At 74.0% G+C, this 20,115-nt stretch carries 16 protein-coding genes and 1 pseudogene; 14 read left to right on the top strand and 3 right to left on the bottom strand.

Features of this window, described 5'->3' with window-relative positions; genetic code table 11:
• The 6 genes and pseudogenes from ABZ641_RS02890 to ABZ641_RS02865 form a co-directional block, all read left to right on the top strand.
• A pseudogene (locus ABZ641_RS02890) lies at positions 1-384 on the top strand (ABC transporter); the annotation flags it as partial.
• Positions 385-529: 145 nt separating this feature from the next.
• The gene (locus tag ABZ641_RS02885) at positions 530-1,033 is read left to right on the top strand and encodes a DUF1269 domain-containing protein (protein ID WP_344622033.1); all 504 of its coding nucleotides are present in this window, start codon (positions 530-532) and stop codon (positions 1,031-1,033) included.
• 55 nt (positions 1,034-1,088) lie between these two features.
• Complete coding sequence (locus ABZ641_RS02880; protein ID WP_344622032.1) at positions 1,089-2,441, top strand: FtsW/RodA/SpoVE family cell cycle protein; 1,353 nt, start codon at positions 1,089-1,091, stop codon at positions 2,439-2,441.
• On the top strand, positions 2,441-3,937 hold the full coding sequence (locus ABZ641_RS02875) for a penicillin-binding transpeptidase domain-containing protein (RefSeq protein WP_344622031.1): 1,497 nt from the start codon (positions 2,441-2,443) through the stop codon (positions 3,935-3,937). The genes ABZ641_RS02880 and ABZ641_RS02875 overlap by 1 nt, the downstream gene beginning before the upstream one ends.
• A gap of 180 nt (positions 3,938-4,117) precedes the next feature.
• A complete protein-coding gene (locus ABZ641_RS02870) occupies positions 4,118-5,455 on the top strand; it encodes a hypothetical protein (protein ID WP_344622030.1) in 1,338 nt (445 codons plus the stop codon).
• 113 nt (positions 5,456-5,568) lie between these two features.
• The gene (locus ABZ641_RS02865; RefSeq protein ID WP_359978723.1) at positions 5,569-7,137 is read left to right on the top strand and encodes a N,N-dimethylformamidase beta subunit family domain-containing protein; all 1,569 of its coding nucleotides are present in this window, start codon (positions 5,569-5,571) and stop codon (positions 7,135-7,137) included.
• A 97-nt stretch (positions 7,138-7,234) separates the two neighbouring features.
• Here ABZ641_RS02865 and ABZ641_RS02860 read toward each other — a convergent pair whose 3' ends face one another.
• A complete protein-coding gene (locus ABZ641_RS02860) occupies positions 7,235-8,896 on the bottom strand; it encodes a penicillin-binding transpeptidase domain-containing protein (protein ID WP_359978720.1) in 1,662 nt (553 codons plus the stop codon).
• A 120-nt stretch (positions 8,897-9,016) separates the two neighbouring features.
• Positions 9,017-10,894, bottom strand: a complete 1,878-nt coding sequence (locus ABZ641_RS02855; RefSeq protein ID WP_359978717.1) for a phospholipid carrier-dependent glycosyltransferase — start codon at positions 10,892-10,894, stop codon at positions 9,017-9,019.
• Positions 10,895-11,025: 131 nt separating this feature from the next.
• Between ABZ641_RS02855 and rsmI the strand changes: the two genes are divergently transcribed.
• From rsmI to ABZ641_RS02820, 7 genes are all read left to right on the top strand, one after another.
• On the top strand, positions 11,026-11,871 hold the full coding sequence (gene rsmI / locus ABZ641_RS02850; RefSeq protein ID WP_344622026.1) for a 16S rRNA (cytidine(1402)-2'-O)-methyltransferase: 846 nt from the start codon (positions 11,026-11,028) through the stop codon (positions 11,869-11,871).
• A 200-nt stretch (positions 11,872-12,071) separates the two neighbouring features.
• The gene (locus ABZ641_RS02845) at positions 12,072-12,515 is read left to right on the top strand and encodes a hypothetical protein (protein WP_344622025.1); all 444 of its coding nucleotides are present in this window, start codon (positions 12,072-12,074) and stop codon (positions 12,513-12,515) included.
• Positions 12,516-12,613: 98 nt separating this feature from the next.
• On the top strand, positions 12,614-14,233 hold the full coding sequence (metG, locus tag ABZ641_RS02840; RefSeq protein ID WP_344622024.1) for a methionine--tRNA ligase: 1,620 nt from the start codon (positions 12,614-12,616) through the stop codon (positions 14,231-14,233).
• Positions 14,233-15,111 carry a TatD family hydrolase gene (locus ABZ641_RS02835; RefSeq protein WP_344622023.1) on the top strand — a complete coding sequence of 293 codons (879 nt, stop codon included), beginning with the start codon at positions 14,233-14,235 and terminating at the stop codon, positions 15,109-15,111. The genes metG and ABZ641_RS02835 overlap by 1 nt, the downstream gene beginning before the upstream one ends.
• Positions 15,112-15,175: 64 nt before the next feature.
• Complete coding sequence (locus tag ABZ641_RS02830) at positions 15,176-15,742, top strand: Uma2 family endonuclease (protein WP_359978712.1); 567 nt, start codon at positions 15,176-15,178, stop codon at positions 15,740-15,742.
• Positions 15,743-15,770: 28 nt separating this feature from the next.
• Positions 15,771-16,655: a 16S rRNA (adenine(1518)-N(6)/adenine(1519)-N(6))-dimethyltransferase RsmA gene (rsmA, locus tag ABZ641_RS02825; RefSeq protein WP_359978709.1), complete on the top strand. Its 885-nt coding sequence runs from the start codon at positions 15,771-15,773 to the stop codon at positions 16,653-16,655.
• Positions 16,652-17,578, top strand: a complete 927-nt coding sequence (locus ABZ641_RS02820; protein WP_359978706.1) for a 4-(cytidine 5'-diphospho)-2-C-methyl-D-erythritol kinase — start codon at positions 16,652-16,654, stop codon at positions 17,576-17,578. The genes rsmA and ABZ641_RS02820 overlap by 4 nt, the downstream gene beginning before the upstream one ends.
• On the opposite strand, the gene ABZ641_RS02815 is transcribed toward ABZ641_RS02820, so the two are convergent.
• Positions 17,559-18,137, bottom strand: a complete 579-nt coding sequence (locus tag ABZ641_RS02815; protein ID WP_344622019.1) for a Uma2 family endonuclease — start codon at positions 18,135-18,137, stop codon at positions 17,559-17,561. The genes ABZ641_RS02820 and ABZ641_RS02815 overlap by 20 nt on opposite strands.
• Positions 18,138-18,276: 139 nt before the next feature.
• Between ABZ641_RS02815 and ABZ641_RS02810 the strand changes: the two genes are divergently transcribed.
• Positions 18,277-20,076, top strand: a complete 1,800-nt coding sequence (locus ABZ641_RS02810) for an ABC-F family ATP-binding cassette domain-containing protein (RefSeq protein WP_359978703.1) — start codon at positions 18,277-18,279, stop codon at positions 20,074-20,076.
• Positions 20,077-20,115 lie beyond the last annotated feature (39 nt).

The raw sequence follows: 20,115 nt of genomic DNA, 5'->3' as shown, positions 1-20,115 counted from the left end.
GCCGCGGTGCTCGCGGCGGCCGGGGCGGCGGCGGTGATCGCCACCGGGGGCCGCTCCGCGGCCGGCCCCGGGCCGGCCCTGCTGGGCGGCCTGGCGGCCACGGCGGTCTGCGTGCTGCTGGGGCTGGCGGTCGGCGCGCTGTGCAACCGCCCGGTGATGTCCTCCGGGCCGTTCGGGATCCTGGCGGCGCTCGGCGCGGCGGTGCTGGTGCTGATGGTGCCCCTCGCGCCCGCCCACGTGGTGGTGCGGGCGCTCGTCCGGGCGGCCGAGCACGGCGAGCTCGACCTGACGGGTTCGGTGCTGCCGGCGCTGCTGGCCGCCGCGGTGTTCGCCGCCGGGGCGGTGGCCGCGGCGGCGGAGCTGGCGGTGCGCCGGGGGGAGTGACCGGGGGGCGGCCCTCCTTCCGGCACCGAAAATCGGACACACCGCCACGATCCGCCATAAATATGGCAAATCATCGTTAGGCTGCGACCACCAGCAGCGGTGCGGCACCGGTCCCGCACGCTCGAGGACTGGAAGGAACCCGCGCGTGAGCAACCTCTTCGCGATCTCCTACCCCGATGTGGCGACCGCCCAGCAGGTCCGGGACACCGCCATCGGCCTGCAGAAGCAGAAGCTGATGGACCTGGAGGACATCGTCGTCGTCGAGCGCCGGCTCGACGGCAAGGTCAAACTGCACCAGGCCGTCAGCACCACCGGCATCGGCGCCGCCTCCGGCGCCCTGTGGGGCGGCGTCATCGGCCTGCTCTTCTTCATGCCGTTCCTCGGCGCGGCCGTCGGCGGCGCCACGGGCGCGGCGGTCGGCGCCGCGACCGACACCGGCGTCGACGACAACTTCATGCGCCAGGTCGGCCAGAAGATGGAGCCGGGCTCCGCCGCCCTCTTCATGCTCGTCCGCTCCGCCACCGCGGACAAGGTCGTCCCGCAGTTCGCCCAGTACGGCGGCGAGATCCTGCAGACCTCGCTCAGCGCGGACCAGGAGGAGCACCTCGTCGAGGCGCTCAAGGCGGCGAAGGCGCCCAGCGGCGTCTGACCCCGCCGCGGCCGCCCGCCCGGGCGGCCGCGCTCCGCCCGCCCAAGGACCGGCCGTGGCCACACCCACCACCCCGGCGGCCGCCCCGACCACCGCGCCCCCGGCACCGCCGACCCGCCGCACCACCGAGCTGCTGCTGGTCGTCGGCGCCGTGCTGATCGCGGTCTTCGGCTACATCGAGGTCGGCGCCAACATCGACGGCCGGCCACCGCCCGACGCCGCCTCCTACGGGGCGGCGCTCGGCGCGCTGGCCCTGGTCGCGCACGCCGCGGTGCGCTGGCGGGCCAGGTACGCGGACCCGCTGCTGCTGCCGATCGCCGTGCTGCTCAACGGCATCGGACTGGTCGTCATCTACCGGCTGGACCGGGCCACACCCGGCTCGGCCGCCGCCCCCGCGCAGCTGCTCTGGTCCGCCTTCGGGGTGGCGCTCTTCCTCACCGTGGTCGTCGTGCTGCGCGACCACCGGGTGCTCCAGCGGTACGCCTACATCTGCGCGCTGGCCGCCCTGGTGCTGCTGGTGCTGCCGGTGTTCTTCCCGCCGGTCTACGGCTCCCGGATCTGGATCACCGTCGGCGCGTTCTCGATCCAGCCCGGCGAGTTCGCCAAGGTCCTGCTCGCGGTGTTCTTCGCCGCCTACCTGGCCGCGCACCGCGACGCCCTCGCCCTGACCGGCCGCCGGATCTGGTGGTTCCAGCTGCCCCGCGGCCGGGTGCTCGGCCCGGTGCTGGTGGTCTGGGCGGCCTTCGTCGGCGTCCTGGTGCTGGAGACCGACCTCGGCACCTCGCTGCTGTTCTTCGGGCTGTTCGTGATCATGCTGTACGTGGCGACCGCCCGCAGCGGCTGGATCGCCATCGGGCTGTTCCTCGCCGCGGTCGGGGCGGCGGGCGTCGGCCGGCTCTCCCCGCACGTGCACAGCCGGGTCACCGACTGGCTGGACCCGCTCGGCTCGATCGCCGCCGGCCAGGGGCCCAACCAGATCGCCCAGTCGCTGTTCGCGTTCGCCTGGGGCGGTCTGCTCGGCGCCGGCCTCGGCCTCGGCCACTCGATCCTCATCGGGTTCGCCGCCAAGTCCGACTTCATCCTCGCCACGATCGGCGAGGAGCTCGGCCTGACCGGGCTGACCGCCGTCCTGCTGCTCTACGCGCTGCTGGTCTCGCGCGGCTTCGCCACCGGCCTCGCGCTGCGCGACCCGTTCGGGCGGCTGCTGGCGATCGGCCTGGCCGCCATCGTCGGCCTGCAGGTCTTCGTGGTGGCCGGCGGCGTCCTCGCGCTGATCCCGCTGACCGGGATGACGCTGCCCTTCGTCGCCCAGGGCGGGTCCTCCGTCGTCACCAACTGGATCATCGTCGCCCTGCTGGTGCGGATGAGCGACACCGCCCGGCGCCCCCGCCCCGGGGTCAGCCCGTGATGACCCGCGGCGACTCCGCCGCCCGGCCCGGCATCTCCACCACCGGCCGCCGGGCCGGCACCTTCTGCCTGCTGCTGATCGTCGCCCTCGCCGCCCAGGCCACCCGGGTCCAGGTGTTCCAGGCCGACGCCTACAACCACAACAAGGCCAACCAGCGGCTCACCGTCGAACGCTACGACCAGCCGCGCGGCAACATCCTGGTGGCCGGCGAACCGGTCACCGGCTCCACGCCGACCGGCGGCCGCTACGACTACAAGCGCACCTACACCGACGGCCCCGCCTGGGCCGCCGTCACCGGCTACGCCTCCCAGGTCTACGGCACCACCCAGCTGGAGGGCGTCTACGACGACCTGCTCTCCGGCGCCGACGACCGCCTCTCCGGCTGGGCGGTGTGGGACGCCGTCTCCCGCGGGCAGAACCCCGGCGGCGACGTCCACACCACCATCGACCCGGCCGCCCAGCAGGCCGCCCTGCGCGGCCTCGGCCGCCAGCAGGGCGCCGTCGTCGCGATCGAACCCGCCACCGGCCGCATCCTCGCCCTCGCCAGCACCCCCTCGTACGACCCGGGCAGCTTCGCCGGCTCCTCCGCCGCCGACCGCGAGGCCTGGACGAAGCTGCGCGCCGACACCGACCAGCCGATGCTCAACCGGGCGCTGCGCCAGATCTACCCGCCCGGCTCCACCTTCAAGGTGGTCACCGCGGCCGCCGCACTCGCCTCCGGCCAGGTGACGGACATCCACGCGCCCACCGGCGCGCCCTACCCGTACGTCATGCAGGGCACCACCACCGAGCTGGTCAACGACAGCCGGGCCTGCGACGAGGCCGGCCTGTCGCTGGACGAGGCGATGGTCAACTCCTGCAACAGCACGATGGGCTGGCTCGGCACCCAGGTCGGGCTGCAGAGGATGGTGTCCACCGCCCAGTCCTTCGGGTTCAACGACGCCGCCCTCGACGTCCCGGTGCGCGCCGCCCGCTCCAACTTCGACACCAGGATGAACACCTCCCAGGTGGCGCTCTCCTCCATCGGCCAGTACGACACCGCCGCCACCCCGCTGGTCATGGCGATGGTCGCCGCCGGGATCGCCGACAACGGCACGGTCATGCATCCCCAGCTGGTGGACAAACTGACCCGCAGCGACGGCACCGTCGTCCAGCTCATGCACCCGCAGACGTACCGGCAGGCGGTGAGCCCCTCCGTCGCCGCGAAGGTCCAGCAGCTGATGGTCGACGTCGTCGAGGAGGGCACCGGCAGCAGGGCGCGGATCCCCGGCGCCGTCGTCGGCGGCAAGACCGGCACCGCCCAGCACGGCACCGGCAACGGCGGCACCCCGTACGCCTGGTTCATCGCCTGGGCGCGCCCGGCGGACTCCGGCGGCGTGCCGCCGGTCGCGGTGGCCGTGGTGGTCGCCGACAGCGAGGCCACCGACGTCACCGGCGGCACCCTGGCCGCGCCCATCGCCCGTTCGGTCCTGCGGGCCGTGCTGGACGGCGGCTGATCCGCCGCCGTCACCGCCCGGCCGGCGCGCGCCCCGCCGACACGCCCCCCGACCGGCGGGCACGGCACCGCGGCCGACGGCCCCGAACCGCCCGCCGGCCGCCCCCGTTGTGGCAGGACGCACACCATCAACCGTCGGGGCACCGGGACACGGACCCTCCCAGCCCCTAACCTCTCAGCCATGGTGACCCCCCGGATGCCCGACCGGCCCGTGCCCCGGCGCCGTGCGCGCCGGCGCCCCGCCGTCCCCGGCACCGGGGCGACGCCCGCCGTCCGGGTGCCCCGCCCCCGGTCCGTCCGCCGCCCGGCCGCCCGACGGCTGGCCGGCCACCGCGGCGTCCAACTGCTCGGCTGCGCGATCGCGGCCGGCTGGGCCGCCGCCTTCCCGCTCGTCTCGGACCTGCCCAACCAGGTCTTCTGGGGCACCCTGGCCGGCCCCGCCTACGGCATCGCCGGACTGCTCTGCCTGGTGCTGCCCCGGCGGATCGCCCCGCGCGCCGCCGCCGCGGTGGCGCTGGTCGGTGCGGTGCTGCTGCCGCTGGTGCTGCTCGCCGTGCACGGCCGCCACCAGTCAGAGGTGATGGTGGTCGAACGCTCCGCCCACCTGATGCTGCTCTCCGGCGACCCGTACCTGGCCGCGCCCGTCCGGGCCGCCGACTACAACCCGTACCTGCCCACGATGGTGCTCTTCGGTCTGCCGCGGGCGGTGCTCGGCAGCGCCGGGCCGGCGGCGATGCTGCTCGGCGACGCCCGGATCTGGTTCGCGCTGACCTTCCTCGGCTGCATGCTGGGCAGCTGGTGGCTGCTGCGCCCCGCCCACGACCGCGCCCCGCTGCTGCCGCTCGCCGTGCTCACCGCCTCCCCGCTGATCGGGCTGGCCCTCGCGGTCGGCGGCGTCGACCTGCCCTTGATCGGCGTCTGCTGCCTGGCGATGGCCCTCGCCGCCCGCGGCCGCGCCACCGCCGCCGGGGTGGTGCTCGCCCTCGCCTGCACCCTCAAGTGGACGGCCTGGCCGGCGCTGCCGGTGGCCGCCCTGCTGATCTGGCGGCTGTACGGCCGGCTGCCGGCCGCCCGGGCCGCACTGATCGCGGTCGGCGCCTCGGTGGCGGTGGTGCTGCCGTTCGCGCTGCTCGACGGGCAGGAGATGCGCGAGCAGGTCGTCCGCTTCCCGCTCGGCCTGGCCGCCGTGCAGACCCCGGCCGGCAGCCCGCTGCCCGGCAAGGTGCTGGCCGGCCTCGGCCCGACCGGCCACACCATCTCGCTCACCCTGCTCTGCCTGGGCGGCCTCGCCGTGGCGCTCTGGCTGCTGGCCTACCCGCCGACCTCGGCGGTCGCCGCCTGCGACCTGCTGGCGGCCGGCCTGGCGATAGCGTTCGTGCTCGCCCCGGCCGGGCGGTTCGGCTACCTGGCGCTGCCGGCCGTCCTGGTGATCTGGCCCCGGCTGGCCTCCCGGACGCTCTCCTGGCGGACGTCGGAGCGGGCCGCACTGCCGCCGCGCACCGGACTCGTCCAGGTCTGACCCCCGGGCCCGGACGACAGCCCGGACCCCCCGTCCGGCGCGTCCCGCGCACTGCGCCACGATGATCCAGAACACTCGTGCCGGGACGGCCGGCACCGCAGGGAGGACGGCGGATGGCGCACAGCGACGGACCGGCGGGCACCGACCGCCGGCGCTTCCTCGGACTCGCGGTCGGCGCCGCGGCGGCCGGCGCCGCCGCCACCGCGGGCTGCGCCTCCACGGCCGGCCCCACGCCCCCCGCCGACACCGGGAGGTCCTCCGCGGCCCGCCCCGCGCCCTCCGCCACCGCGGCCGAGAACGCACTGCCCGGCGACCCGGACTGGCGGATCACCCGGCCGGGCTCCGCCGAGGCGATCGAGGGCTTCGCCGACCGGGTGAGCATGCTGCCCGGCGAGCCCTTCGGCCTGTACGTCTCCACCACGGTGCCCGGGTTCCGGATCCGCGCCTACCGGATGGGCTGGTACGGCGGCACCCGCGCCCGGCTGGTCTGGCACTCGGACGCGCTGCCCGGCACCCGCCAGCCGGACCCGGAGGTGGACGCGGCCACCCGGCAGGTCCGCGCCGGCTGGCGCCGCACCGCCACCGTGCAGACCCGCGGCTGGCCCGAGGGCAGCTACCTGCTGCGGCTGGACGCCGAGGACGGCTCCGCCCAGCGGTACGTGCCGATCACCGTCCGCTCCCGGGCCGCCGCCGGCCGGACGGTGGTGGTCAACGCCGTCACCACCTGGCAGGCCTACAACGAGTGGGGCGGCCACAACCTCTACAACGGCCCCACCGGCGGCCTGGCCACCCGGTCGCTGCAGGTCACCTTCGACCGGCCCTACCGCTACGCCGACGGCGCCGGACTCTTCCTGGTGTACGAGGCGCCGCTGATCGCCCTCGCCGAGCGGCTCGGCCTGCCGCTGGCGTACACCACCACCGTCGACCTGGCCCGCGACGCCGAGCTGCTGCACGGCGCGACCGCGGTGCTCTCGCTCGGCCACGACGAGTACTGGTCGCCCGAACAGCGGGCCCACGTCGCCGCGGCCCGGGACGCCGGCACCAACCTGGCGGTGCTCGGCGCGAACTGCTGCTTCCGCCGGGTCCGCTACGAGCCCTCCGCGCTCGGCCCGGACCGCACGGTGGTCTGCTACAAGGGCGCCTGGCAGGAGGACCCGGGCCGCAGGGCCGGGCACCCCGCCACCAACGACTTCCGGGCCGCGCCGGACGCCGACCCGGAGAGCTCGCTGCTCGGGGTGATCTACGACGGCTACCCGGTGGACGCCCCCTACGTGGTCACCGAACCCGGCCACTGGGTGTTCGCCGGGACGGGGGCGAAGGCCGGCGACTCCTTCGCGCACCTGGTCGGCGTCGAGTACGACCGGGTGAACACCGCCTTCCCCACCCCGCGGCCGATCGAGGTCGTCGCGCACTCCCCGGTGGTCTGCGACGGCCGGCGGTCCTTCGCCGACACCGCCTACTGGACGGCCCCGGGCGGGGCCGGGGTGTTCGCCAGCGGCACCATGCGCTGGGTCGAGGCCCTGGACGCCCAGGGCCCCGGCGGGCACGGCAACCACGGCATGGACGGCCGGACGGGCGACCTGGTGCGCCGGGTCACCGAGAACGTCCTCACCGCCTTCGCCGCCGGCCCGGCCGCCCGGACCCACCCGGCCGTGGACAACGTCGCCGCCGTTTACGGCTAGGTGCTGTCTTCAAAGGGCGCTCGGGTGGCCGATTCAGGTGCCCCCAGCGCCCCTGGGTGCACCCGTAGTTCTTCGAAGACGGGCAGGGCCTCGGGGGTCAGCCGTTGTTGCCGATGCGGAGCAGCTTGGCGGCGGCCGGTGCGGCGGCCTGGGAGCCGTGGCCGCCGCCCTCGACCTCGGCGGACACCGCGAGGTCGCCGCGGTAGGCGGTGAACCAGCTGTTCGTCCCCTTGCCGTCGACCTCGGCGGTGCCGGTCTTGGCGTAGACGTCGCTGATCCCGGCCATGGGCTCGCGGGCGGTGCCCTCGGTCACCACGGCCCGCATCAGCGAGCGCAGGTCGGCCAGCACCTTCGGGTCGAGGGTGCGGGAGGCCTTGGCCACGTCCGTCTTGCCCGTCACCAGGACGGGCTGGCGGAAGATGCCGCTCTGCACGGTCGCCGAGACGGAGGCCATCGCCAGCGGATTGGTGCGGATCGCGCCCTGGCCGATGAACTCCGGCAGTGCGCCGTTGATGTTGGACGGCACCGGGATGTCGGTGTCGAAGGCCGGCAGGCCGGTGTGCCAGACGAGGCCGAGGCCGAAGACCTCCTTGGCGATCTTCGGCAGGCTGTCGGCCTGCAGCCTGTCGTGGCCGGTGTTGATGAAGGCGGTGTTGCAGGACTGCGCGAAGTCCTGCCGGAAGGTGAACTCCGGGTGGGCCTCGGGGAAGTCGTTGGAGACCTGCTGACCGCCGGCCGTGGTGCTGGCCGGGCAGGCGATCGGGGTCTGCGGGGTGACCCCGGCCTCCAGCAGTGCCGCGCCGGTGACCACCTTCATGGTGGAGCCGGGCGCGGTACCGCCGACGAAGGCCCGGTTCTGCCCGTCGGCGGGGGCGTTGGCGAAGGCCAGGACGTTGCCGGTGCTGGGCTCGATCGCGACCAGCGAGGCCTTGTGGGTGCCGGCCTTGGCCTGCTCCTTCACCGCGTCCTCGGCGGCCTTCTGCAGGGTGGCGTCGAGGGTGAGCTTCAGCGAGGGCACCGGCTTGGGCTCGGTGATCACGAAGAGCTGTTCGGGCTTGGCCTTGCCGGCGTCGTCCGAGATCACCACGCCGCTGCCGGCGTCGGCGGGGTCGCCGGCGGTGCCCTGCTTGAAGACGTCCAGCAGCCCGAGCAGCGAGGGGAAGCCGGTCAGCTGGCGGCCCTTGCGGTCGGTGACCTGCGCGGCCTGCGCGAAGACCGGCTTGACGTCGAGCGTCTTGCCCACCGCCAGGTGCGGGTGCACGACCGCGGGGCCCCACTGCACGGCGGCCCTGCCGTCGCTCATCTTCACCATCGGCAGCACGCCGCTGTACGTCCACGGCTTGCCGGAGCCGGCGAACTCGACCTTGGCGGAGAACGACAGGTTCACCGCCTGGGCCGCGTTGGCCGAGCTCTGGACGGGGGCGCCCGCCGGGGCCGCGGTCGGGCCGCCCGGCGTCATGGTGACCGCCGTCGGCTTGAGTTTGCTGCGGAACGCGGCCAGGGCGGCGTCGGCGGCGTCCGGCCGGTCGGTCTCCTTGCCCGCCGCCTCCAGGTCGCCCTTGGACCAGGCGGCCAGGAAGGCCTTGGCGGCCTCGGCGGCCTGCTCCTGGGTCGGCGAACCCGCGACGACCGTGCGCGGCCCCTTCGGCTTGTCGCCGTCGCCGGTCAGCGCGGTGGCGATGTTGTAGGCGCCGTACCCGCCGACCCCCAGCATCGCCACGCACACCCCGCCGATGCCGATCTTCACGCCCTTGTGCACGGTGTCCCCCCACGGTGTAGCCCCGACAGTGGCCGATCGCACCCACGGTAGAACACGGAACGTGTGTGCACCCACGACACTTCGGTCACTCGTGACACACCCGTTGTCCGCGGGCGGCGGTCAGATCCAGCTGGTGAACCACATCCTGGCCCGCCAGTCGTCCATCGGGATCGTCTCCCCCGTATACAGGGGGTGGAAGTACAGAAAGTTCCACATGACCGCGAAAACGAGCAGTCCGGCCGCCGCGCCGCCGACCAGCCGGCGGTCCCGGCCGGCCCCCGCCGGGCCGAGCAGGGCGCCGATCATCATGGTCACCGCCAGCACCAGGAACGGCACGAAGGCGACCGCGTAGAACAGGAAGATCGTGCGCTGCTGGTAGCCGAACCACGGCAGGTAGCCCGCGGCCACCCCGCACAGGATCGCCCCGGCCCGCCAGTCGCGCCGCACCGCCCAGCGGTACAGGCAGTACGCCAGCGCCGCGATGCCGGCCCACCACAGCACCGGGGTGCCGATGCCCAGCACCTCGCGGGCGCACTCGGTCGCCGTGCAGCCCGCCTGGCCGGCCTTCGGCGACTCGTAGAAGAAGGAGACCGGCCGGCCGAGCAGCAGCCAGCTCCACGGGTTCGACTGGTAGGTGTGCGGGCTGGTCAGGTGGACGTGGAAGTCGTACATGGTGGCGTGGTAGTGCCACAGGCTGCGCAGGCCCGCAGGGACCCAGCTCACGTCGAACTGCGGCAGCGGCAGGCCCATCAGGTGGTCCGGCGACAGGCCGGCCCGGTGCTCCGCCCAGTCGCGGCCGTAGCCGCCCTTGCCGGGCACCGCGCTGCTGAGGAACCAGCCCGTCCAGGAGGCCAGGTACACGCCGACGGTCACCGCGAACAGCAGCGGCAGCGCCACCACCGCGTCGAACAGGCCCCACAGCAGCCACCGGTGGTTGCCCGCCGCCCGGCGGGTCGAGGCGTCCCAGAGCACGCCCATCACCGCGAACGCCAGCAGCGCGTACAGGCCGCTCCACTTGGTCGCGGTCATCAGGCCCAGCGAGACGCCCGCCGCCAGCCGGTACGGCCGCCAGCCGAGGAACACCCAGTCCGGGCCCGCGCCGGCCTCCAGCCGGCGGGCGACGACGCCCCGCGTCCGGTCCCGGTCCAGCAGCAGGAAGCCGAACGCCGCCACGAACCAGAACATCACCACCAGGTCGAGCAGCGCCGTCCGGCTCATCACGAAGTGCAGGCCGTCGACCGCGAGCAGCAGCCCCGCCACGCAGCCCAGCAGCGTCGAGCGGAACAGCCGCCGCCCGATCCGGGCGATCATCAGGATCGACAGCGTGCCGAGCACCGCCGTCATGAACCGCCAGCCCAGCGGGTTCATCCCGAAGACCTGCTCGCCCAGGCCGATGATCCACTTGCCGACCGGCGGATGGACGATGTACGCCGGGTCCGCCCGGTACGGCACCGTCGGGTGCCCCGCGGTGATCAGGTTGTTGGCGTCGTCCGCCCAGCTGGTCTCGTAGCCGCCCCGCCAGAGCGAGTACGCGTCCTTGGCGTAGTACGTCTCGTCGAAGATCAGCGCCTTCGGCGTGCCCAGGTGCCAGAACCGCAGCAGACCGCCGAAGACCGCCACCGCCACCGGGCCGATCCAGCCCGACCAGCGGCACAGCCACGACCACGGCCCGTCCGGCAGGCGCAGCCCCAGCTGCAGCAGCACCGGCGAGGGCGGCACCACCGCCGGGGTCACCCCCGGGCCGTCCGGCATCGGCGGCACCAGCCGCTGCGCCACCGGCAGCGGCTCCGCCGTGCGGTACCCCGCGCGCTCCAGCCGCCGCCGCCAGAACGGCCGCTCCGGCTCCGGTTCCGGGCCGCGCGGCCCGGGCAGGCCCGGAACCGCGGGTGCGCCGCCGGGCGCCGCCGTGGACGCGCTCAGCAGCGCCACGCCGCCCTGGTCGGTGTGGTCCGCGCCCCCAGGCGCCTCGGATGCCGTGTCGCCGCTCACGCGCCACATCGTAGGGGCGCTCCCCCGGAAGCAGGAGGGCCCCCGGGGACCTCCCCCGCGAACCCGCCCGGTTCGTCACCGTTCGCCCCGCTGTCCCGGTGCCGGCCCGGCACTCGCCCGGCCCTGGGAGGATGGTGTCCGTGACAGGTGTACTCGTGCTCGCAGGAACCCCCATCGGCGACGTGGGCGACGCCCCGCCCAGGCTGCTCACCGAGCTCGCCGGGGCCGACGTCGTCGCCGCCGAGGACACCCGGCGGCTGCGCCGGCTGACCCAGGCGCTCGGCGTCGCCCCGACCGGCCGGGTGGTGTCGTACTTCGAGGGCAACGAGGTCGCCCGCACCCCCGAACTCGTCGAGGCGCTGCGCGGCGGCGCCCGGGTGCTGCTGGTCACCGACGCCGGCATGCCCTCGGTCTCCGACCCCGGCTACCGGCTGGTCGACGCGGCCGTCGCGGCCGGCATCCGGGTCACCGCGGTGCCCGGCCCGTCCGCGGTGCTCACCGCGCTCGCCCTCTCCGGCCTGCCGGTCGACCGCTTCACCTTCGAGGGCTTCCTGCCCCGCAAGGCCGGCGACCGGGCCCGCCAGCTCGCCACCGTCGCCGCCGAGCCGCGCACCATGGTCTTCTTCGAGGCCCCGCACCGGATCGCCGAGACGCTCGCCGCGATGGCCGAGGCCTTCGGCGGCGACCGCCCCGGCGCGGTCTGCCGCGAACTCACCAAGACCTACGAGGAGGTCCGCCGCGGCCCGCTGGCCGAGCTGGCCGCCTGGGCCGCCGACGGCGTCAAGGGCGAGATCACCGTCGTGGTGGCCGGCGCCCCGCCCGCCGCGCCGGAGGAGTTCGGCCCCGCCGAGCTCGCCCGCCGGGTCGCCGTCCGGGAGGAGGCCGGGGAGCGCCGCAAGGAGGCCATCGCGGCCGTCGCCGCGGATCTCGGCCTGCCCAAGCGCGAGGTCTTCGACGCCGTGGTGGCCGCGAAGAACGCGGGCTGACCAGGCGTGCTCCCGGCGGGTGCCGGTCGTACCGTGGAGGGAAGCACCCCGGCAGTGCCCGCGTTGCACCGGCTGCGTACAGGTCTTCCCAACGCACGTCCAAGACTTGACAAGTCGGGTGGGAAACCCGCCCGCGCGGGAATCGTCCGGGATGAAGACCCGAGCCGGACGACCGTCCGGCGGGCACCTGGGAGACGGCTATGAGCGAGACGATCGGTAGCCCTCTGACTGGCGAAACGCCCAGCGGCGTCGGACTGACCACCCGACGGCCCCCGAAGGTCGAAACCGTTCGGGAGGCGTACTCCTTCGCGTGCCTGAGCTGCGGCTACGGCTGGGAGCAGGCGTACGACATCGAGCACCACGTGGACCGGGAGGGCCGCATCGTCTTCGAGTACAAGGCGAACGGCGTCCGGGTCCCCTCGCCGCTGCGCGAGCCCACCTGCCCGGGCTGCGGCGGCCACAAGGTCCGGATCATGCGCGAGGGCCGGGTGGCCGGCGCCGAGGGCCAGGTGCACCACGCACCCGGCTACCAGAGCCACCCCGAACCCGAGGAGCCGCGGCGCGCCGCGGCCGAGGAGCAGCACCCGGTGCCCGCCGGGCAGCGCCGCCGCTGGTTCGGCTTCTTCGGGCACCGGGCCGACTGATCCGGCCCGCCCGCCCGGCCCCGCCGACGCCGGAGGGGCCGGGCCCGGGCCGGTAATCGGTCGAGGGCGGTTCCTTCGCGCGACTAAGATTCGGTGGCATGGCGGCCACTGAAGACCACAGCACCACCGACGCCCCGCGCTCGGCGTACTACGTCACGACCCCGATCTACTACGTGAACGACCGCCCGCACCTGGGCCACGCGTACACCACGGTCGCGGGCGACGTCCTCACCCGCTGGCACCGCCAGCGCGGCGAGGACGTCTGGTACCTCACGGGTACCGACGAGCACGGCCAGAAGATCATGCGGACCGCCGAGGCCAACGGCGTCACCCCGCAGGAGTGGTGCGACAAGCTGGTCGAGGAGGCGTGGAAGCCGCTCTGGCGGCACCTGGACATCGCCAACGACGACTTCATCCGCACCACCCAGCAGCGGCACACCGACCGCGTGCAGGAGTTCGTCCAGGACCTCCACGACAAGGGCGAGATCTACAAGGGCGGTTACTCCGGCCCGTACTGCGTCGGCTGCGAGGAGTACAAGCTCCCGGGCGAGCTGCTCCCCGGCGCCACCGAGGACGAGAAGCTCTGCCCGATCCACAAGCGCCCGGTCGAGTGGCTGGAGGAGGAGAACTACTTCTTCCGCCTCTCCGCCTACGGCCCGAAGCTGCTGGAGTTCTACGCGGCCAACCCGGACTTCATCGCGCCCGCCTCCGCCCGCAACGAGGTGCTGCGCTTCGTCGAGCAGGGCCTGCAGGACCTCTCGATCTCCCGCTCCACCTTCAACTGGGGCGTGCCGCTGCCCTGGGACGAGAAGCACGTCCTCTACGTGTGGGTCGACGCGCTGCAGAACTACATCACCGCCGCCGGCTACGGCGCCGACCCGGAGCGCTTCGCCGAGCTGTGGCCGGCCTCCGTCCACCTGGTCGGCAAGGACATCCTCCGCTTCCACGCGGTCATCTGGCCGGCCATGCTGATGGCCGCGGGCCTGCCGCTGCCCAAGCGGGTCGTCGCCAACGGCTGGCTGATGGTCGGCGGCGAGAAGATGTCCAAGTCCAACCTGACCGGCATCGCGCCCACCGACCTCACCTCGCACTTCGGCGTGGACGCCTACCGCTACTACTTCCTGCGGGCGATCCCGTTCGGCACCGACGGCTCGTTCTCCTGGGAGGACTTCACCGCCCGGTACACCTCCGAGCTCGCCAACGACTTCGGCAACCTCGCCTCCCGCGTGGCCGCCATGGTCGGCAAGTACCACGGGGGCACGCTGCCCGCGGCCACCGCCGCCGGCGCCGCCGAGCAGGCCGTCGTCGACGGCCTGGCAAAGGCCGCGGCCGAGGCCGACGCGAAGATCGGCGAGGAGCTGGACTTCGCCGGCGGCATCGCGGCGATCTTCGAGTTCGTCAAGCTGGTCAACGGCTACCTCACCGAGCAGGAGCCGTGGAAGGTCGCCAAGGACACCTCGGACGAGGGGCAGGCCCGCCTCGCCACGATCCTCTACACCGCGGCCGAGGCGCTGCGCGCCACCGCCGTGCTGCTCAACCCGCTGATGCCGGCGACCTCCGCCAAGCTGTGGGACTCGCTCGGCGCGGAGGAGGGCCTCGGCGCCCTCGCCGACCAGACGATCGCCACCGTCGCCGACTGGGGCCGGCTGCCCGTCGGCGCCACCGTCACCAAGGGCGACATCCTGTTCCCCCGCCTGGAAGAGAAGCCCGCCTCCTGATGGCCAAGAAGGACGACGACCGGTCGACCCCGCCGCCGCTGCCGGAACCCCTGGCCGTGGCGGTGGCCGACTCGCACACCCACCTGGACATGCAGGACGGCACCCCCGCCGAGGGCCTCGCCAGGGCCGCCTCGGTCGGGGTGACCACCGTCGTCCAGGTCGGCTGCGACGTGCGCGGCTCGCGCTGGGCGGCGGACCTCGCCGCCGAGTTCGAGGCCGTGCACGCGGCCGTCGCCCTGCACCCCAACGAGGCACCGCGGATCTTCCTCGGCGACCCCGACGGCTGGTCCGGGCAGCACCGGGCCCCCGGCGGGGCCGCCGCCCTCGACGAGGCGCTCGCCGAGATCGACGCCCTCGCCGCCCTGCCCCGGGTCAAGGCGGTCGGCGAGACCGGCCTCGACTACTTCCGCACCGGCCCCGAGGGCGTGGACATCCAGAAGGAGTCCTTCCGGCGCCACATCGAGATCGCCAAGCGGCACGGCAAGGCCCTGGTCATCCACGACCGGGACGCCCACGAGGACGTCATCGCCCTGCTCCTGGAGGAGGGCGCGCCCGAGCGCACCGTCTTCCACTGCTACTCCGGCGACGCCGCGATGGCCGAGACCTGCGCCGAGCACGGCTGGTACCTCTCCTTCGCCGGCCCGGTCACCTACAAGGCCAACCACGCCCTGCGCGAGGCCCTCGCGGTGACCCCGCTCGACCGCGTCCTGATCGAGACGGACGCGCCCTTCCTCACCCCGCACCCCTTCCGCGGCCGCCCCAACGCCCCCTACCTGATCCCGGTCACCCTCCGCGCGATGGCCGCCCACCGCGGCATCACCGAGGACGAGATGGCCACCGCGATCGCCGAGAACACCGCCCGCGCCTTCGGGTACTGACCGAACGGGGGGATGTTCCGGGGAAGGGCCACCGCGCAGGCGTGACCGTCCATAGGCTCGGGCCATGACGATCCGATGGACCGTCCCGCCGTCCAAGGGCTGGACGTACCAGCAGCTCGCAGACGTGGACCTGGACTTCGACTGGGAGCTCGTGGACGGTGCCGTCCTGCCCCGGGGGCTCACCGCGCTCTGGCACGACCAGGTGCGCGACAGCCTGGCGGAGCCCGTGCGCCGCGCCGCGCCGTGGCCGTACCGCGCGATCGTCCGGACGGCGGTGCTCATCGACGAGCGCAACCTCCTTCGGCCGGACGTCGTGGTCTACGACCGTACCGGCGTCGACAGCGCGAGCACCGAACACCTCTCGCCCGGGGACATCGCGCTGGTGGTCGAGGTGGTCTCCCCGACGTCCCGCTCCGACGACCGGTTCCGCAGGCCCGGGCAGTACGCCGAGGCCGGGATCCCCTCCTACTGGCGGGTCGAGCGCTCCGACGACGGCCTCCCGGTCGTCCACGAGTTCCGGCTGGACGAGGAGCAGGGCGTCTACCTGCCGGTCGCCGTCCACGAAGGACTGCTGGTCACGGCGGTGCCGTTCCCGGTGGAGATCGACCTCAAGCAGGTCGTCGAACTCTGAGGTGCCGCGGCGCCCGTATCCTTGCGGGGTGAGCAGCACCGATCCCGCACCCGCCGCCGACCACCACCTGCTCGGCGCGGCCGACATCCGCGAGCTGGCGGCCGCCTTCGGCGTCAAGCCGACCAAGCAGCGCGGGCAGAACTTCGTCATCGACGGCAACACCGTGCGGCGGATCGTCCGCGCCGGCGGGGTGACCGCCAAGGACAGCGTGGTCGAGGTCGGCCCCGGGCTCGGCTCGCTGACCCTGGCGCTGCTGGAGGTGGCCGCGCACGTCACCGCCGTCGAGATCGACCCGCTGCTCGCCCGGCACCTGCCGACCACCGTCGCCTCCCGGATGCCGGAGAAGGCGAAGGACTTCGACCTGGTGCTGAGCGACGCCATGGAGGTCACCGAACTGCCCGGCCCGGCGCCCACCGCGCTGGTCGCCAACCTGCCCTACAACGTGGCGGTCCCGGTGCTGCTGCACATGCTGCAGACCTTCCCGAGCATCGAGCGCACCCTGGTGATGGTGCAGAGCGAGGTCGCCGACCGGCTCGCCGCCAAGCCCGGCAACAAGGTGTACGGCGTGCCCTCGGTGAAGGCCAACTGGTACGCCGAGGTGAAGCGCGCCGGCGCGATCGGCCGCAACGTGTTCTGGCCCGCGCCGAACGTCGACTCCGGGCTGGTGTCGCTGATCCGCCGCGACCCGCCGAAGACCTCCGCCTCCCGCGCCGAGGTGTTCGCCGTGGTCGACGCCGCGTTCGCCCAGCGCCGCAAGACCCTGCGGGCCGCCCTGGCCGGCTGGGCCGGCTCGCCCGCCGGCGCCGAACAGGCGCTCGCCGCCGCCGGAATCGACCACAAGCTGCGCGGCGAGATGCTGACGGTCGAACAGTTCGCCGCCATCGCCGAGCACAAGCCCGAGGCCCAGAAATGATCACGGTTCGCGTCCCCGCCAAGGTCAACGTCCAGCTCGGCGTCGGCGGCCTGCGCGCCGACGGCTTCCACGACCTGGCCAACGTCTTCTTCGCCGTCGGCCTCTTCGACGAGGTCACCGCCACGCCCGGCGAGGGCGTCACGCTCTCCTGCACCGGCCCCGACGCGGCGTCCGTCCCGCTGGACGACAGCAACCTCGCCGCCCGCGCGGCCCGGCTGCTCGCCGCCCACCACGGCCTCGCCGACCCGGGCGTCCACCTACACATCGCCAAGGCCATCCCGGTGGCCGGCGGGATGGCCGGCGGCAGCGCGGACGGCGCCGCCGCCCTGGTCGCCTGCGACGCGCTCTGGGGCCTGGCCACCCCGATCGGGACCTTGCTGGAGCTCGCCGCCGGGCTCGGCTCCGACGTGCCGTTCGCCCTGCTCGGCGGGGTCGCGCTGGGCCGCGGCCGCGGCGAGATCCTGGACGCGCTGCCGGTCGCCGGCACCTTCCACTGGGTGTTCGCGGTCGCCGACGGCGGGCTCTCCACCCCGGCCGTCTTCCGCGAGTGCGACCGGCTCCGCGAGGAGGCCGGCACCGGCTCCTCGGAGGCCGACGTCCCCACCCCGGACGCCGACCCGGCGCTGCTCGCCGCCCTCGCCTCCGGCGACCCGGTCGCACTGGCCGCCGCGCTCACCAACGACCTGCAGGCCGCCGCCCTCTCGCTGCGGCCCTCGCTCGCCGACACCCTGCACGCGGGCACCGAGGCCGGCGCGATCGGCGCCCTGGTCTCCGGCTCCGGCCCGACCTGCGCCTTCCTCGCCAAGGACGCCGAGTCCGCCGAGGCGATCGCCGCCGCCCTGCGGACCTCCGGCACCTGCCGCACCGCCCACGCCACCCACGGCCCCGTCCCGGGCGCGGAGGTCAGCGCACCCAGGCCTTGAACGGCTCGGTGTCCAGGCTGATCCCGGCCGGGTCGGGCAGCACGACGGTCTTGCCGAACGGCCGCCGCACCAGGCTCACGTACTGCCCGTCCTCGGGCTCGCTGTGGACCAGCACCTCGCAGCTGTCCCGGTCGACCAGCAGGTAGACCGGGATGCCGGTCTCTGCGTAGGCCCGTGGCTTCTCGTCCCGGTCGCGGCGGTCGGTGTCGGTGTCGTACGAGGTCACCTCGACCACCATCACGGCGCGGTCGGCATCGGCCCACTCGCCCTGACCGGCGAAGCTGCCCTCCGGGGCGAGCACACCGTCCGGCTTGGCGTGGCCCTTGCGGTAGGTCTCCACCCGCAGCCCGCGCTCGGGGTACAGCCAGAGGTCGGGGCGCTGCTGCATGCACTGCTTCATCACCCAGCGGATGATCTCGTCGTGGTCGCCGTCCGGCACTGCCTTGACCCCCAGCCGCCCGTGGATGAATTCCATCCGCACACCCTCGCGCTCGGCCGCCAGGGCGATGCGCTCGAACTCCTCGGCCAGCATCTGCGGCCGGTCCTCCACCGCGGTCACCGCACACCTCCCGCTCTCCGGTTCGCTGCTGCGACCCTCGCACGGTACCGCGCCGGAGTCCGGGCCGGGACGTTCCCGCCTCCCACTAGGCTGGGTGGTCGGAGATCCCTCCCGACCCCTCCCCAGGAGCGCAGCAGCAGTGGCCGTCAACCTCGCCACCATCGAGTCCGTCAGCAAGGTGTACGGCACCCGTGCCCTGATGGACGGGGTGAGCCTCGGCGTCAGCGAGGGGGACCGGATCGGCGTCGTCGGGCGCAACGGCGACGGCAAGACCACCCTGATCCGGATGCTCGCCAAGCTGGAGGAGCCGGACAGCGGCCGGATCACCCACTCCGGCGGGCTGCAGATGGCCGTCCTCACCCAGCACGACTCCCTCGACCCCGAGGCCACCATCCGGCACGAGGTGATCGCCGACCGGGCCGACCACGAGTGGCTCGGCGACGCCCGGATCCGCGACATCATCGAGGGCCTGTTCGGCGGCCTCGACCTGCCGGGCTTCGCCGACGGCCTGGACACCGTGATCGGCCCGCTCTCCGGCGGCGAGCGCCGCCGGATCGCGCTGGCCAAGCTGCTGCTCGGCGAGCCCGACCTGATCGTCCTGGACGAGCCCACCAACCACCTCGACGTGGAGGGCATCGCCTGGCTCGCCCGCCACCTGCAGGCCCGCCGCTCGGCGCTGGTCTGCGTCACCCACGACCGCTGGTTCCTCGACCAGGTCTGCACCCGGATGTGGGACGTCCAGCGCGGCGAGGTCCGCGAGTACGAGGGCGGCTACTCCGACTACGTCTTCGCCCGCGCCGAGCGCTCCCGGATCGAGGCGACCGAGGAGCAGAAGCGGCAGAACCTGGCCCGCAAGGAGCTGGCGTGGCTGCGCCGCGGCGCCCCCGCCCGCACCTCCAAGCCGCGTTACCGGATCGAGGCGGCCAACGCGCTGATCGCCGACGTGCCGGAGCCGCGCGACAAGTCCGAGCTGATGAAGTTCGCCAACGCCCGCCTCGGCCGGACGGTGTTCGACCTGGAGGGCGTGAGCGTCAAGGCCGGCCCCAAGCACCTGCTGGACCACCTGACCTGGCAGCTCGGCCCCGGCGACCGGATCGGCCTGCTCGGCGTCAACGGCGCCGGCAAGACCTCGCTGCTGCGGGCCATGCAGGCCGCGTACGCGACCGAGGGCGACGTGCAGCCGGCCGGCGGTGTGATCAAGGTCGGCAAGACCGTCCGCCTGGCGTACCTCTCGCAGGAGGTCGCCGAGCTGGACCCGGCGACCCGGGTGCTGCAGGCCGTCGAGCAGGTCCGCGGCCGCGTCGACCTCGGCAAGGGCCGGGAGATGAGCGCGGGTCAGCTCTGCGAGCAGTTCGGCTTCGGCAAGGACAAGCAGTGGACGCCGGTGGGCGACCTGTCCGGCGGCGAGCGCCGCCGCCTCCAGCTGCTGCGGCTGCTGATGGACGAGCCCAACGTGCTCTTCCTCGACGAGCCCACCAACGACCTCGACATCGAGACGCTCAACCAGCTGGAGGACGTCCTCGACGGCTGGCCCGGTTCGATGATCGTGATCAGCCACGACCGCTTCTTCATCGAGCGCACCACCGACACCGTCTACGCGCTGCTCGGCGACCGGCGGATGCGGATGCTGCCGAACGGCGTCGACGAGTACCTGGAGCGGCGGGCCAAGATGGCCGAGTCGGCCGCGCCGGCCGCCGCCGCGGCCCCGGCCGCACCGGCGAAGCCCGCCGCGGACACCCGGGCGGTGAAGAAGGAGATGCAGAAGCTGGAGCGGCAGATCGCCAAGCTGGACGACCAGGAGTCCAAGCTGCACGCCCGGCTCGCCGAGCACGCCGCCGACTTCTCCAAGGTCGCGGAACTGGACGCCGAGCTGCGGAAGGTCCGTGACGAGAAGGAGGAGCTGGAGATGGCCTGGCTGGAGCTGGCCGAACAGGTCTGACGTCACGGCGAAGGGCGCCCCGCCGGGGCGCCCTTCGGC

The sequence above is a fragment of the Kitasatospora sp. NPDC007106 genome (genome assembly GCF_040634455.1).
Taxonomy (GTDB): Bacteria; Actinomycetota; Actinomycetes; order Streptomycetales; family Streptomycetaceae; genus Kitasatospora; species Kitasatospora arboriphila.
This window is presented reverse-complemented; position numbering and strand designations above follow the sequence as displayed.

Coding starts and splice junctions, on each gene's coding strand:
- ABZ641_RS02820 (WP_359978706.1), top strand. CDS start 16,652: ATGATCACGGTTCGCGTCCCCGCCAAGGTCAACGTCCAGCTCGGCGTC.
- ABZ641_RS02875 (WP_344622031.1), top strand. CDS start 2,441: ATGACCCGCGGCGACTCCGCCGCCCGGCCCGGCATCTCCACCACCGGC.
- ABZ641_RS02830 (WP_359978712.1), top strand. CDS start 15,176: ATGACGATCCGATGGACCGTCCCGCCGTCCAAGGGCTGGACGTACCAG.
- ABZ641_RS02855 (WP_359978717.1), bottom strand. CDS start 10,894: ATGTGGCGCGTGAGCGGCGACACGGCATCCGAGGCGCCTGGGGGCGCG.
- ABZ641_RS02865 (WP_359978723.1), top strand. CDS start 5,569: ATGGCGCACAGCGACGGACCGGCGGGCACCGACCGCCGGCGCTTCCTC.
- metG (WP_344622024.1), top strand. CDS start 12,614: ATGGCGGCCACTGAAGACCACAGCACCACCGACGCCCCGCGCTCGGCG.
- ABZ641_RS02845 (WP_344622025.1), top strand. CDS start 12,072: ATGAGCGAGACGATCGGTAGCCCTCTGACTGGCGAAACGCCCAGCGGC.
- ABZ641_RS02870 (WP_344622030.1), top strand. CDS start 4,118: ATGGTGACCCCCCGGATGCCCGACCGGCCCGTGCCCCGGCGCCGTGCG.
- ABZ641_RS02835 (WP_344622023.1), top strand. CDS start 14,233: ATGGCCAAGAAGGACGACGACCGGTCGACCCCGCCGCCGCTGCCGGAA.